10 protein-coding genes are annotated in these 16191 nt (G+C 35.3%); 9 read left to right on the plus strand and 1 reads right to left on the minus strand.

The genetic code is table 11. The annotated features are described in order from the left end of the window. Window positions 1-14 precede the first annotated feature (14 nt). Both D0S48_RS19415 and D0S48_RS19420 read left to right on the plus strand, forming a co-directional pair. Window positions 15-473: a DUF948 domain-containing protein gene (locus D0S48_RS19415; RefSeq protein ID WP_144535255.1), complete on the plus strand. Its 459-nt coding sequence runs from the start codon at window positions 15-17 to the stop codon at window positions 471-473. Window positions 474-492: 19 nt separating this feature from the next. Next, window positions 493-1101 carry a YtxH domain-containing protein gene (locus tag D0S48_RS19420; RefSeq protein WP_151113467.1) on the plus strand — a complete coding sequence of 203 codons (609 nt, stop codon included), beginning with the start codon at window positions 493-495 and terminating at the stop codon, window positions 1099-1101. A 489-nt stretch (window positions 1102-1590) separates the two neighbouring features. Here the strand turns inward: D0S48_RS19420 and pilM are convergent, their stop codons facing one another. Then, window positions 1591-3726, minus strand: a complete 2136-nt coding sequence (pilM, locus tag D0S48_RS19425; protein ID WP_151113469.1) for a pilus assembly protein PilM — start codon at window positions 3724-3726, stop codon at window positions 1591-1593. Between the two features lie 166 nt (window positions 3727-3892). Here pilM and D0S48_RS19430 point away from each other — a divergent pair, with 166 nt between their 5' ends. The 7 genes from D0S48_RS19430 to D0S48_RS19460 all read left to right on the plus strand — a co-directional run bounded on the left by D0S48_RS19430 (window position 3893) and on the right by D0S48_RS19460 (window position 16093). Further along, window positions 3893-4978 (plus strand): bifunctional 3-deoxy-7-phosphoheptulonate synthase/chorismate mutase, encoded by a 1086-nt coding sequence (locus D0S48_RS19430; RefSeq protein WP_144535261.1) that lies wholly within the window; start codon window positions 3893-3895, stop codon window positions 4976-4978. A gap of 127 nt (window positions 4979-5105) precedes the next feature. Next, window positions 5106-6104, plus strand: coding sequence for a catabolite control protein A (gene ccpA / locus D0S48_RS19435; protein ID WP_144535263.1), 999 nt, complete (start codon window positions 5106-5108; stop codon window positions 6102-6104). A gap of 587 nt (window positions 6105-6691) precedes the next feature. Further along, window positions 6692-7258, plus strand: coding sequence for a signal peptidase I (gene lepB, locus D0S48_RS19440; protein ID WP_225321652.1), 567 nt, complete (start codon window positions 6692-6694; stop codon window positions 7256-7258). 141 nt (window positions 7259-7399) lie between these two features. Further along, window positions 7400-7942: a ClbS/DfsB family four-helix bundle protein gene (locus D0S48_RS19445; protein WP_151113473.1), complete on the plus strand. Its 543-nt coding sequence runs from the start codon at window positions 7400-7402 to the stop codon at window positions 7940-7942. Window positions 7943-8086: 144 nt separating this feature from the next. Next, complete coding sequence (locus tag D0S48_RS19450) at window positions 8087-8467, plus strand: VOC family protein (RefSeq protein WP_144535269.1); 381 nt, start codon at window positions 8087-8089, stop codon at window positions 8465-8467. A 379-nt stretch (window positions 8468-8846) separates the two neighbouring features. Continuing rightward, complete coding sequence (locus tag D0S48_RS19455; protein ID WP_151113475.1) at window positions 8847-9554, plus strand: DNA alkylation repair protein; 708 nt, start codon at window positions 8847-8849, stop codon at window positions 9552-9554. Between the two features lie 749 nt (window positions 9555-10303). Further along, window positions 10304-16093, plus strand: coding sequence for an NPCBM/NEW2 domain-containing protein (locus D0S48_RS19460; RefSeq protein ID WP_151113477.1), 5790 nt, complete (start codon window positions 10304-10306; stop codon window positions 16091-16093). Window positions 16094-16191: the final 98 nt, after the last annotated feature.

Below are 16191 nucleotides of genomic sequence, written 5' to 3' on the forward strand. Positions count from 1 at the left end.
TGGGGAGTGTCCAAATGGAAAATCTATTATACATAGCTGCAATTGTAGCGGCCATAGCATTTCTAATATTATGTATAAGCTTGGCGGTAACTTTGTCTTCCGTTAAAAAGACCTTGAACAATGTGGCAGATACATTAGATGGGTTAGAGGCTCATTTACAAAACGTAACAAAAGAAACTGCTGAACTTTTGCATAAAACAAACGAATTGGCAGTGGATATTCAAGATAAATCCGAGAAGCTTAATACGGTTGTAGAAGCAGTGAAAAATGTTGGAACATCGGTGAATGGATTCAATAACTCAATACAACGCCTGTCAACTTCTGTCACTTCAGAAGTGGAAAAAAATGAAGATAAAATTGCACAGGTTGTTCAGTGGAGCAGCATTTTCCTTGGCATACGTGACAAGTGGAAAGAACGCAAAGCAATGGAACAAGCTGGCTTTTATACATTTGAAAAAGACAATATAAAATAAGCTAACTGGAGGAATTGAAATGACTAATTACGAATCAAACAAACCAAATTACAATGATGCAAAATTTGACCACGAGTACTATGCAAACCAATCATCTTATGATCGACAAGGGCAGCCTAGCTATCCACCAATGCCTTCTTATAAGGAAAGCCGCCACAATATCTATAAGGATGAAGAAGTAAACGGTAAGGACTTCATCATGGGAGTAATTATCGGTGGTATCATAGGCGCTACGACAGCACTATTATTAGCCCCAAAAACAGGGACAGAGCTTCGTGACTCCTTAACATCTCAAGCAGGCCAGCTAAAAGAAAAAACAATCGACCTTTCTTCAACTGCTAAAGAAAAAACAACTCAAATTTCTAAACAGCTGCAAGAGCAATCTGGCCAGCTAGTAGACAAAGTGAAAAACATTAAAGGTTCACCTGCTTCACCATTAGATGATGGTACTGCTTCATCTGAAGGAGAAGAACCAATGGATTTCATGGAGACTATTTCTCAAACGACAGAAGAGTTAACAGAAGAAGAGGAAAATGCTACTGCAGTTGCTGAAGCTATTAAAGAAGCTATTACAGAAGAAAACGATTCAAACTCAAACTCTAAAAAGACTACCACTACAAAAAAATAAAAAAAGAACAAGCAGAGATGCTTGTTCTCAAACTGTAGAAAAAGTACCCCCAGAGTTTTTCTCTTGGGTACTTTTTCTATTTAGAAGGTATTTAAGTTCAAATTTCCACCCTGAATTTTATGGTGAGTCGTCTATATGAGACGTTTTAAACTCACATTAGGCAGCTTGCCAAGTCATTTAAAAGATGTGATAAAAGATGTCTTAGAAGATTTATAAACTCCACACATTTTAAATAGTTAACATTAGTCGATTGGAATGGAAGGCGCGAAGACTCCTACGGGAACAGCACGAGCCGAAGCACTCGGACTGAGCGTAGCGAGGGAGAAGGCTGAGGCCGTGCCCGTGGAAAGCGTAGCGCCTGAAATAGAAATCGACGATTTCTTACTATAGTACCGTTAATAAAAAAAAGACTATAAGACAATTCCAATACCTTTGGGTTTGTCTACAGTCTGATAGAACAAGCAGAGATGCTTGTTCTTTTTTATTTTTCTACCCTACTCGAATTTCCAGTTGGTCTCCTCCGAAAATTTCTTCATCAAATCGAGAAGGTTGACCATTTCTCAAAATTTGAAAAGAGGTGGCATTCTCTGGAAGAGTCCACTCTGTGAAGCGAAACACATCTTGAAAAATCCAGGAGGAGTCATTTGCTTCTTCCCATACAATCTTGGCATTGTTTGGTATGGCATCACTTCCTTGAAGAGTTAATTCTCCCATAGAAACTACCGCTAGCTCTTTAAAAAGTTCAACTTTTTCACTTTGAAAGGTGACTACTGTTCTAATAGATAATTTTTTGTTTAATATCTCAGCCAATTTTTCTAACGTAGGGTACTCTAAAGTATTGATTACTATTACGTCATTATCTTGAATGGAACTCTGTAATTTGCCTTTCATCCCGTTGATGAGTAGGTTAGGAGAAAGAACGGGCATATAGTGGTTTTTATCGTTAATGGTAACTGTGTAAGGGTTTAGCTTCTCTATATAGCTTTCCTTGTTGATGATATGTAGGAACTGTTCTACTGTCTGAACTGTTTCCACAGTAACCTTGTCTCTTTCCTTTAAAGGAGTGTCTATTGTAGAAGAAGCACCGTTGATATAAATCTTTGGTTCTACAATATACATAACTCCTTGGAAGGTGACTGTTTGAACAGATGCCTCATCCAACAAGTCTCGAACAGTAGCTACTCCTGGGTTTCCATCTTTTCCTTCTAGAAGCTCAATTGTATCTTTATTTTTTATGATGGTTTTCGTATTAGCCTCCATTCCATTTACCATTATCAAAGCCGCTTGACCATGTTCTCCAGGGATATGAAGAGTTTGATTATTAAGTTGGATAGATAGAGCAGCACCAGGTTTCCCGTATAATTTTCGGGTTGATATATTCGCAGCTAATAACGCATCACCAACTGTCATTTCCTTAAGTTCAAATAAACGAACAACCTGCCCATTCACCTTTACAGACATATACTGAATAGGAGACTTTTTCGCTGCAATTGCAATACCAATCGGTGTGACAAGCTCCGGTGTGATTGGAATATGTTCTTCCTTTGTTAAATCTTGTATTGCATCGATACCTCTAACAGCAACTCTATTAGCTGGCAAATTTAATGCTTGTTCTAAAGAGGTGGTGATGGTAGGTGTTAGGCTACCACCTCCTACAAGCATGACAGCTTTAGGAGAGCGATTATTATTTAAACGTAGTATCTCTTTTGAAATTTCAGTTGCTAGTTCTGTAATTGTTGGTTTTAGAGTTTCTATAACTTCTTCCTTTGGTATGTCCTGTTCAAAACCAAGGATATCCTGCACTTGAATGTAATCATTAGTATTGATAGCTCTCTTTGCTTTTTCAGCAAGAGGAAAGTCCAATAAATAATGATCGCTTAATGCTTCGGTAATTTCATCTCCCGCATATGGAACCATACCATAGGCGACTACTGTACCAAAGTCAGTGATTGCTATATCTGATGTTCCTGCTCCAATATCAACGAGGGCAACATTTAAACGACGCATTGATGTGGGAATCAATACATTAATAGCTGCGATTGGCTCTAATGTAAGAGCCTCCATTTCTAAATTAGCTCGCTTTAAAGCAGAAATCAGAGATTCAACCACAACTCGCGGAAGAAAGGTAGCTATTACTTCTATTGAGGCTTCCTCACCTTGTTGGTCAACCAAGCTCCCAATTTCTTCTCCATCCAATTTGTAGTATAAAACACTATATCCAACACAATAATAGTGACTAGACTGATTTCCATTGTCGGGCTGAACAAGAGCATTTTGAGCCTGCTGAACTGCTGAAAGCTCTAGTCTACTGACGTCTTCCTCGGAAAAAATCGGTCTATTTTTTATATTCATTTTTATCTCGGCTTGCTCAGTTTTTAAAGCTCTTCCTGCTGCAGCAACGCTTACTTTTTCTAAAGGACCATGCTTAGCTTCTAGTTTTTCCTTTATCGATTGTATTACCTCTGCTACTTTGAGCACGTTATGTATTTGACCATCCATCATTGCTCGGTCCTTATGTTCTTCCACAAGTATGTCAACTACATGAAACGTTTCATTTCGTTGTTCTAGAATTATTCCTACGACAGATCGTGTACCGATATCTAATGCAAATAGGGTAGATGACAAGTTCTCACTTCCTTTTTAATATGAGACACTTTAGCGAGTTGAATCGCTAAAATAAAAAGCGTGACATTTCTCAAATGATTGATTATAATATGAATTATATCCTAAAATGTATCATAATTTTCAGGCGATAGAAAGAGTCGTAGCTGAGACGAAAGGAGAAATATCTATGAATCAAGTGGATTTAGAGGCTTTACGAAGCCGTGTAGACGAGATTAATGTAGAAATTCTACGTTTAATCAATGAAAGATCGGAAGTAGTGCAAGAGATAGGTAGAGTTAAAGAAAAGCAAGGTGTAAATAGATATGATCCTCTTCGTGAAAGACATATGCTAGATCATCTTAAAGAAAACAATGACGGTCCAATGCCACAATCAACTGTGGAGCATATATTTAAAGAAATCTTTAAAACAGCTCTAGAATTACAAGTGGATGACCAGAAAAAAGCACTTCTCGTTTCTCGCAAAAAGAAATCAGAAGATACAATTGTAACAATTAATGGAGAACAAATTGGTACAGGAACGCCATCGTTTGTATTTGGCCCTTGTGCTGTTGAATCATATACGCAAGTTGCAGAAGTTGCTGCTGCGATCCAATCTAAAGGATTAAAGCTAATTCGCGGAGGAGCATACAAACCACGTACGTCTCCTTATGATTTCCAAGGACTTGGCTTAGAAGGATTGAAAATTTTAAAACAAATTTCTCAAGAATTCGGTTTAGCGGTTGTTTCGGAGATCGTAACACCTAGTCACTTAGAGGAAGCACTTGACTATGTAGATGTTGTACAGGTCGGTGCCCGAAATATGCAAAACTTTGAACTATTGAAAGCAGTAGGTCAAATAAATAAACCTATCCTATTAAAACGTGGGATTGCAGCTACTTTAGATGAATTTATCCATGCTGCTGAATATATTATCTCTCAAGGTAATGACCAAATCATTTTATGTGAGCGTGGTATCCGCACATATGAAAGAGCTACAAGAAACACTTTAGATATTTCGGCAGTGCCTATTTTAAAACAAGAGACTCACTTGCCTGTATTTGTTGATGTGACGCATTCAACTGGTCGTCGTGATATTTTACTACCTGCTGCTAAGGCTGCAATTGCTATTGGAGCTGACGGAGTAATGGCAGAGGTTCACCCAGATCCTGCAGTGGCATTGTCTGATGCTGCTCAGCAAATGAACTTAAAGCAATTTGATGAGTTCTATGATTCCATTCAAAAATTCATGAAAAATCATGAAGTTCACGCATAAAATATAGTATTGTCACAAAACCGACTCTAAATAAGAGTCGGTTTTATTATTTAATTGAAAGTTGTTGAGGATATAAAGTATTATTTTAATATATACTGTAAATTAGATAAGAAAAGGAGGGTATGCAATGACTATCACTATTTATGATGTAGCAAGAGAAGCTAATGTATCTATGGCTACTGTGTCACGTGTAGTTAATGGCAATCAAAACGTAAAACCAGCAACTCGCCAAAAGGTGTTGGCCGTGATCGAACGACTAGATTACCGTCCTAATGCTGTGGCAAGAGGTTTAGCAAGTAAAAAGACAAAAACCGTAGGGGTTATTATCCCGGACATATCAAATGTTTTTTATGCGGAATTAGTTCGCGGTATTGAAGATATTGCAACTATGTATCGCTATAATATTATTTTAACGAATTCCGATCAACAGGAAGAAAAAGAAGTTCAGTTATTGTCGACCCTCTTAAGTAAACAAGTAGATGGTATAGTCATGATGAGTGACTATGTTTCAGAGGAAATGTTACATGAGATGAACCGGGCAAATGCACCGGTTGTTTTAGCAGGAACAGTGGAGCATTCTAATTCGTTCCCTTCTGTGAATATTGAATATCGTGAGGCTGCTATTGATGCAGTGAATCGACTTATTCAAAACGGTCACAAGCGAATCGCCTTTATATCAGGTTCCATTTCATCTCCGATTAATCGTGACTTTAAGCTTGCGGGCTATGAGGAAGCGTTGGAAAATGCGGATATCGAAGTGGATGAGGATTTAATAGTAGGCGTCGATAATACATACGACGACGGTTTAGCGGCATGGGAACAGCTTTGTAAACTGGACAATCCACCAACTGCATTTTTTGCAGGAAGTGATGAAATCGCAATCGGACTTATTCACGGAGCACAGGATAGTGGCTTAAATGTCCCTAATGATATTGAAATTATAAGCTTTGAGAATTCCAAACTTGCTCGAATGGTACGACCGCAATTAACTAGCGTAGTGCTTCCTTTATATGATATTGGAGCGGTTTCCATGAGATTGCTGACTAAGTTTATGAATAAAGAAAAGATTGAGGAACAAAATGTAGTGCTTCCTTATCGTATTGAGGAAAGAAATACAGTTAAATAACATTGTTGAGGGAGAGTCATGATGCATTCATGACTCTTCTTTTTTATGGAGAGAACCATTTGCATATTAGTACCTATCCATTTAATCACATAATTGCTATTTTATAAGATACGGGAGAATGAACAAAGAATAGTCGATTTCAGCTTTATGCGGACGCTTTCCGTGGGGGAATGATAAGCCATCACCGTCGCTTACGCGTCTCATCTGTCGCACTGATCCCATTGGAGTCGCCGTATGCTGCTCCAATCATAAGTTGTGTGGAAGTTAGATTGCCGGATGGATAAAACAAAATCAACTATTAAAGTTAAATTCAATTTATATAAAAAGTAGGATCAATAGATGGCAAACTTCCGCTTTCGACTGACGGTTTTCGTGGGGGGAACGATATTTGAACGACTACTCTGTAACATTTCTTAATTAAACCAGCTCATAATCTCGATGATCTACTTTACAATTTCGTTGATTCAGTGAGAAAATATTTTGCTTAAACTAACAATGCTGTTTAGTTTAAAAAAGCAGGTATTACTAAACGGATGTCGAAGGTGTTAATTAAAGGAATTATTCTATTAGAGAAAGAGGTATTAAAAGTGAGAAAAACTAAAGATAAAAATGAATTATTGGAATGGGTAAAAGCAATAGGCATTGCTATCTTATTTGCCTGGGGAGTTCGAGTATTTATATTAACACCTATTGTCGTTGATGGTGCTTCTATGATGCCCACCTTTGAAGACGGTGACAAAGTAGTAGTGAATAAAATTGGTCCAAGATTGACGGAGTACAAGCGATTTGATGTGATTGTATTTGAAGCAAAAGAAGATACAAATTATATCAAGCGTATTATAGGTATTCCTGGTGACCGTATTGCTTATGAAAACGATGAACTTTTTATTAACGGTGAGAAGTACGAAGAACCCTACTTGGATGAATATAAAAAAGCTTTGCTAGGCAATGATACACTCACTCAAGACTTTACATTAGACCAAAAATTAGGTGAAATTGCTGTGCCAGAGGGACACTATTTTGTACTGGGAGATAATCGTCTTAATAGTATAGATAGTAGAGACCCTAGTGTTGGTTTTATACCGATGGACAAATTTTTAGGGTCTGCAGAAATTGTTTTTCTTCCTTTAGATAATTTAAAGTTAATAAAATGATTCTGTTATTGTTATTCAACAAAATTGGAAAGTAGTAAAAGTAGGATAGAAATTATTGTATGGAATATTTAATGATATAAACTATTTTTGCGGAAGACCATTTGATAATAAAAGCTTATAGTAAAAAAGGATGGAATGATTATGATGGTAGTAAGTGAAAAAGAAGTTCTTATACTGAATAGCGACAGAAATTTTAAATCACTTCTTGAAATAATTGAGTCTGTACCAAGCAGAAAAAGAAGTGTTTCTATTGAGACTCTAGAAAGAGATAAGAATTTCCGTGATGTAATAATGCATCTGTATGAGTGGCATGTAATGCTTGAAAGGTGGTATAGAGAAGGGATGGATGGAGATATCCCTTTTATGCCGGCACCCGGTTATAAATGGAGTACTATCAAGCTACTTAATATGCAGATTTGGAAAAACTATCAAGATGTAACATTAAATCAAGCTATAAAAAAATTTAAGTTAAGCCATGAGAGAGTAATGAATTTAATAAAGGCACATACGAATGAAGAAATTATGACAAAGAAATACTATAAGTGGACTAAGACAAGTAATTTATACAGCTATTTTGCAGCAAATACCTCCAATCATTACATATGGGCTATAAAAAAATGTGAAGTTATTGCAAATTATATTAATGACGGAGAAAAGGACAAGCTTGTGAAACAAAGTACCTAAAGTAATGTGATAAGTTCAAAATGACCATCATTTCCAGGGTTTATTTTAAACTAAGCAGTAAAATTAAGAAGGATTCTTTCTCCCAAACAAAGAATATTAGTTAAGATAGTAAATCAGTCTTTTTAAAAGGGAGTGACGGAGAAGATGTTAAGTAAAATCGGTCAAATTATGTTGTATGTAAATAACCAAGATAATGCTGTGAAATTCTGGACAGAAAATTTAGGTTTTACTGTAATAGCTGAAGAGAACAATGATCAGGGTTTTAGATGGATTGAAATTGCTCCGATAAATGGTGCAGAAACAAGTCTCATTCTGCATAATAAAGATTTTGTCTCTAAAATGTCTCCTGGATTAAATCTTGATACTCCTTCATTAATGTTTTTCACAGAGGATATCGAACAATTATACAATGACTTATTAAATAAAAAAATTACAGTCGGAGAGATAGTAAATATGCCGACTGGTAGAGTATTTAACTTTGCAGACAATGAAGAGAACTATTTTGCAGTAATGGAAAAAAAGTAATTTCCTAAATAATAGTTGATAAGTACAGGTAAGGCTACTTAATCTAGGTAGCTTTTTTATTATGTAAGGATAGATATTAACTTTAAAGAAAACATTTGTAATAGGTTTGCAGAACTTGGCACTTCATAATGAAGTAATAAATGCCTTGTTAAAAAATATTTTTGTTTTTTATTATTAATTTTAAGCTTGTGATATAGTACAACAAAAATCTCATTTCGGTAGATAAGCATGCAAATCAGATATGAGCGAACACTTTCATTCGTTTTATATTAGTGAGCAGAATACGCGCATAGTGACTCCTTTGTATAGGATAATAGTGATGAATTGGATAGGTATAAATATTAGGTTGAAGAATTCTTAAAAAGGGAAGTGTGAAACAATGAACTTAGAAACGGTAATGCAGGAGCTTGAAGCACTAGGCAAGGAAAGAACTAAAAAGATATATCTTTCTAACGGAGCACATGAACCGCTATTTGGCGTTGCAACAGGTGCAATGAAACCAATCGTAAAGAAGATAAAAATAAATCAGCATTTAGCTGAGGAACTATATGCCACTGGGAATTATGATGCGATGTACTTTGCGGGTATTATTGCAGATCCAAATGCAATGAGTGTGTCCGATTATGATCGATGGATGGATGCTGCTTATTTTTATATGCTGTCTGATTTTGTAGTAGCAGTTACTTTATCTGAGTCAGATATTGCACAGGAAGTTGCTGACAAATGGATTGCAAGCGGGGAAGAGCTAAGAATGTCTGCTGGATGGAGCTGCTATTGCTGGCTTTTAGGAAATCGAAAAGACGATGAATTTTCAGATGAGAAAATTTCCAATATGCTTGATATGGTAAAAAATACGATACATGAATCGCCAGAACGAGCGAAATCCTCTATGAATAACTTTATTTACACAGTAGGGCTTTCCTATTTACCGCTCCATAAGAAAGCATTAGAAACTGCTAAGGCTATAGGTACTGTGGAAATAAAACGTGAGAAGAAAAAAAACAGTTTTCTTAATGCTTACGAAAATATTCAAAAAGAGATTGAAAAAGAAAGGCTTGGTTTTAAACGTAAACATGTAAGATGTTAATTTGTTAGAGGGATACTTAAAAACATCCATCTATAAAATTCTCTTTTTATAGCATGTGCGTAATTGAATAAAATTGTATTCCATTGTCTGCTTTTAATTCCTAACTAATTAGGAAATAGAAGCAGCTTTTTTGTATTCTCGTTAATTTCCATTTTATATTCACTACTGGGGAATATTATCAATAGGATGGCGTCCTTTTATTCACTGTAGCTTCTAAGCTACAAGTCCAAAAGTATTATTAAGAATTGTACTAAAATAGCTTACATATTAATTTTTACTTCTATAAAAATTAGGCTTCTTCACCTTTTAAAATACCCGCTATTATTTTACATTATTTTCTTTATTTTTATTCGAAAAGGATACTTTATAAACTTATAAATACCATTTAGGTGCAACTTAAAACCCTCTAAAAATTTTTGAAAACAAGAGGTAATTAGTAATATTATTGTGTCTAAAATGGTACATATAAACCGTTCTAAAGTATTGAACATCAAAAAAATAGCATTTTAGAGTTCATAAAATGTTGACACACTATTGTGAACGTTATAATAATAAAATTGTGAATAAATGGATAGGTAACTTTTAGAAGAGTAGGAAGAGATAGCTAAAGAATCTAATAGTTTATCATGAACTCATTATTTGAAAATAACTTATCTTACATTTTATTTAGTAAGTCTTTGGGGAAAATAGTTTCTTACCCGGCAGAGTTCTTTTTCCATGTTTCACAAAAAAACATTAGGAGGTAATGTATGAAGAAGGCTAAGAAAACTATGTCAAATATGATTGTAGTTGCAACCTCGGCTGCCTTAATTGCTAGTTATTCGGGAAGTGCCGTAAACGTTTTGGCGGCATCGAGTACTGATGCAATAAAAACGGCTGTAGAGCTCGAAGTAAAGGAAGCGAAAGAGGCAACTGTTAGTAAGTTTGACTTGTACGAAAATAGTTATTTAAACGCGTATAACGAAGTGTTTAAAGTAGCGAGAGAGGATATTACATCCGTCACAACCAACGGCGGAAATTATTCTGGCTCTCCTGTTGAATATGCGATAGATGGAAATTTAAATACCCATTGGGAAACTGGAAAACCAAATAGTACTGCATTTACTAATGAGTTGATATTCACCTTCAAGGATTCAACTGAATTAAACAGAATAGTTTATGCTGCAAGACAGTCAAGTGCGCAAGGAAAAGGTTTCGCCCAAGAGTTTGAGGTATATAGTTCTTCTACTGACACAGGTGATGACTTTGCATTAGTATCTCCAGGAGAATATAAAAGAACAACAGGAGATATAATTGAGATCGAATTTGATTCAACAGAGTTTAAGAGAATCAAATTTGTATTCAAAAAGGCAAATCAAGATTGGGCAAGTGCTGCTGAATTTGGCTTTTATAAAGAAGACCATGTAAGAGCTAGTATGAAATCATTATTTACAGATAGCACTTTTACTAAAGTAAGTGCTGAATTTAGTAGTGTCGAGGCTTTAAATAACTTAGATAAAGAAGCGCAAAATCATCCTTTATATGAACAATATAAAGAAGATATTGAGAATGCTAGAGTTTTAATTACGGAAGAAAAAATAGAATCTACAATAGCGACCACGAAGCAATTTAAATATTATTCGGATAACGAGTATTCAAAACTATTTAGAATGGATAACGATAATATTCTTAGCATTAGAAACAATGGAGGTCACTATAGCAGTTCTGTGATTGGAAATGCTGTGGATGGTAATATAAGTACATATTGGGAAACAAATAGAGCTAACACGACTAGTTTTTCTAACGAAGTAGAAGTGACCTTTAAAGAAGCAATTACTCTAGATAGAATTATGTACGGAGCAAGACCTGACAATAAAGGCTTTGCAGAGGAATTTGATATTTATGCCTCTCAAACATCAACAGGTGATACTTATCAGCTTGTAGCAAATGGACAACATAATCTAGTTACTGGATTAGTGGAAGCTAAGTTTGAACCTACAAATTTTAAGCGAATAAAATTTGTGTTCAAAAAGTCAAATCAAAACTGGGCAACGCTATCAGAATTAGCATTTTATAAAGAAGATGTTTCATCTAACAAAATGGCAAAGTTGTTTACGGATAGCAATAAAAATAGAGTAGCAGCTGAGTTTAATACGGTAGAAAAATTAAAAATCTTAGAAGATAGCGTCAAGGAACATCCTTTATATGATGTCGAGTTCAAAGAAGATCTTACCAATGCCTATGTATTAATAAATCAAGAAGATGTAGAGACAACCACAGCGGTAACAAGAGCTTTTGGTTACTATGATAACGTAGCATATACAGAGCTATTTAAAATGAATAATGAGAACATAAAAAGCATTCGTAATAATGGTGGGCATTATAGCAGTGCTGTCCTCGCGAATGCTATTGATGGGAACATAAGCACATACTGGGAAACAAATAGAACGAATACAGCTAGTTTTTCAAATGAGGTAGAATTAGAGTTTAATGAATTGATAACGTTAAATAGAATCGTGTATGGGGCAAGATCTGACCGTAAAGGCTTTGCAGAGAACTTCGATATCTATGCTTCTCAAACGTCTAAAGGTGATACATATCAATTAGTGTCTACCGGTAAACACAATGTAATTAGCGGCTTAGTGGAAGCCAAATTTGTGCCTACACAATTTAAACGTGTGAAATTTGTATTCAGAAAATCAAATCAAAATTGGGCAACATTGTCAGAAATAGCATTCTATAAAGAAGATCCTATAGAAGATAAAATAAACAATATTTTCACTGATGATACAATGAGTGAGCTTACATCTGAATATAATGAGGTAGCTAAAATTAATGCGTTAGAAAACGAAGCAAAGGCACATCCATTATATAGTATTTTAAAATACCGTTTAGATTTAGCCAAACAGCTACTAAAAGGTGAAATCGTTACGGATGGAAGAATCATTCAAGTAGAGCAGCATGGGAATATGATGAGTCATGCTAACCAAAATTTAAAGTTTGGTTTCGGGAATAATTATCAACCAACAGGAATTGCTGCACTGCCAGGAGATAAAGTAACTGTTTATGTAGAGGCGGATTCAGATGGGCCACTACCACAAATTGTATTCGCTCAACAGGAAGGAAGTTTTGCTAACTGGGCTAGAACAGTAAATTTACAACCGGGAAAAAATGAAATTACTGTACCCGCAGTGCCTCAGGATAGCTGGTATAAACAAGAAGTTACAAAGGGCGGGTCAATCTACATTCATAATCCATATACGCCAGAACAACAACAGACTTCACCAATCATTCGTATTGAGGGTGGAGAAAGAATACCTTTTGTAACGAAAGATACAAATCCAGAGGAGTTTAAAGCTTTTTTAATCGATTATAAAAATCGTTTGGATTTGGACAAACAGAATCATCCAAATGTGGAAGATAGAAAGCTGATCGATGTGGTGGAGGTAGTGAGTGACCACCTCGTATTCACTGGGACAGCAACTGGCGCCTATCAAACTTATTCCGTGAATGGTTACAACCCTTTAGACACTGTAAAATCCTATAATAATTATATGGATGAAATTTTTAAATTTTATGGGTTAGACGGAAGTAATGAAAAGAACGATCCGAAATATATTCGTGAGAATATAAGGTTAGCACAGCCATTTGGTTATATGTATGCATATACGAATCATATAGGTGTTCAAGGTGACGTTATGGAAAGTATGTTAGTGCCAGACAGCTATGGCTGGGGAGTATCACATGAAATAGGGCACAGAATGGATGTTAACGCTCGACTTTATGGGGAAACAACAAACAATATGATTGCAATGCAAATGTCAGTATATTATGGAAAAACAGATCAACGAATTCCTTATGAAGATGATATCTATAAAACGATCTTCGATGATAATCCTAGTCCATATGAGCCACAAGGGTACTTCAAAAGACTGGGTGTATTCTGGCAATTGGAAATGTATCATAAGGATTATTGGGGAGAATTAAATAAGCTATACAGAGAAAGAGATATCTCAGCTGCTACGGAAGATGCTAAACAGCAGTATCTAGTCGAACTTTCATCTGAAGTAGTCGGTCAAGATTTAAGTGAACACTTTGCTAGACATGGCTTCACAGTGAACCAGGAAACAAAAGAAAAAGTTAGTAAATATCCAAAGCCTAAGAAAGTATGGTATTTAAATAATAGTGTACTAGGATATGAGGGTGTTGGATTTTCTAAAGGTGCTTCAGTAGATGTAAACATTGTTCGTGATACTGAAAAGAAAACTAATACAATTCATTTCGTTATGGACAAAGCTAATAAAGACGACTTACTTGGATATGAAATTAGTCGAAATGGTAAAATGATTGGATTTACTTCTACAGCATCATTTGTCGATCAAAATATTAGTTCGAACGAAAATTATACGTATCAAATAGTAGCCTATGATAAGAAATTAAATACCTCAGAGCCATTAGAAATTAAGGTATTTAAACCTACGCTATCAGTTGAAGACCATCTGACACTTAAACTAAATCAAAGCTTCGATCCAATGTCTTATGTGAAGGCATCTGACTATCAAGGCATAGATATTACAGAAGATGTTGTCGTTAAATCAAATAATGTAAATACAACCCAAAAAGGGAACTATGAGATTGTTTACGAAGTAATCAATAAAGATATTAAAGTAACGAAAACGACACAAGTGACAGTAGTAAGTGACTTCGAATACGCTTCTGATATGAATCCTGTATCTTCTAACATAGCATGGGGTGGATATAAAAAAGATAAATCACCATCTGGGGGAACAATTGGTCTTGTTAGACAGGGACTAGAGGCAACGTACGCTAAAGGCATCGGCGCACATGCTATTTCAGAAATCGTGTATAACATTGATGGTAAGGGATTTGATTTCTTTGAAAGCTATATAGGAATTGATCAAGCCATGAGAGGAAAAGGTTCATCTGCAGCATTTGAAGTATGGGTAGATGGCGAAAAGAAATATATAAGCAATAATTTCAATTCAAACACAGACAGTGAATTTATAAGAGTTCCTTTAACTGAAGCTAAAGAAATAAAACTAGTAACGACCGATGCTGGAAATAATGGATCTGACCATACAGTGTGGGCGGATGCAAAGTTTACAAAAAACTCTAGTAAACCAGTTATTACTGTTAAATCAGAAGCAACTAAGGTTGGACAGCCTATCGATATCAAAGGACAATATTCAGCTGTAGATGCGGAAGATGGTGATTTGACTGATCGAGTAGAAGTTACAGGAGTTGATAAAGTTAACTTCAATAAAACTGGTAAATATGAGATTAAATATACTGTAACAGATAATGATAATATTACGGTAACAGAAATGAGAACAATTTCAGTAGTAAACATGGAAGACTACAAGTATCTTTCAGATTTCGATTGGAAGTCCACACAAAATAGCTATACCGCTCCTAAGAAAGATAAAGCAGTAAGTGATAACATTTTAAGATTAACAAATGAGAGTGGTAGTCAAGTCTCCTATGAAAAAGGGATTGGAGCACATTCAAATTCAACAATTGTATATGATTTAACAAATAAGGATGTAGATTACTTTACTTCATTTGTTGGGGTAGACCGTCAAATGTATGGCACTGTGGGCTCTGTTATATTCCAAGTATTTGTCGATGGTGAGAAGCGATTCGACAGTGGGCTCATGAATTCTAGAGATGCTCAAAAGTTTGTTGAAGTTAATTTAGCTGGAGCAAAAGAAATAAAATTAGTCGTAACTGACGGTGGGAATGGAAATGGATCTGACCATGCAACATGGGGTAATGCTAAATTACATTTCGCTAATAGTGAGAGAATTTATATGCAGGATTTAATGGTGATTATTAAAACTGCAAAAGCTATTAATGCAGAAGACTATACGAAAGAAAGCATGAATGCTCTAATAGCTAGCCTTGCAAAAGCAGAAGAAGTTCTAGCTAATACAAATGCTACTCAAACAGAAGTCGATGAAGCGGTAAATGCATTAGAAACAGCAAAAGCAGGATTAGTTGAAGTAATATTAACACAAGTAATTACGATTAAAGACGATTATTTACGAGAATCTATTAAAAGTACATTAGGCTTAAAAGAGGAAATTACGCTTAATGATATGCGTAAGCTCACATCACTAACAAGTGAATCGAAAAGAGTACGTTCTCTTGAAGGTATAGAGTACGCACAAAATTTAGAGACGCTAGATATTTCTGGGAATGAAATAACAGATTTTTCTCCATTAAATGAGTTAAAAAATTTAAAAACGTTAATTGCTGACCCTCAATTTGTTGATGTGGGAGAATTAAAAGGTCCCCTAGTAGAAGTAGAAAACCTTGTTACAGGGTTCGATGGTAAAAAAGTAAGACCTGATGTAGCTGGACTTAACAAAACTATTACAAATAAAGAGATACAGTTAGATGTAAATGCATGGGAGAATAACCCGGAAAGGTTTACAATAGATCTTTCTGAGGAAGAGAAAGGACTTTATTGGTTAGGTCTTTCTTATAAAGTCGGAGAAAATACTGTAATCTTACGCTACCTAATCAACAATAAATAAAAATCATAGTTACAGAGGCAAAACTTTAGAAGCCCAGCTACCTTTTGGTAGCTGGGCTTCTTTTATTATCCTAAATATTTATAAATCCGGATCAACGA

This window comes from Psychrobacillus sp. AK 1817 (assembly GCF_008807035.1).
GTDB lineage: Bacteria > Bacillota > Bacilli > Bacillales_A > Planococcaceae > Psychrobacillus > Psychrobacillus faecigallinarum.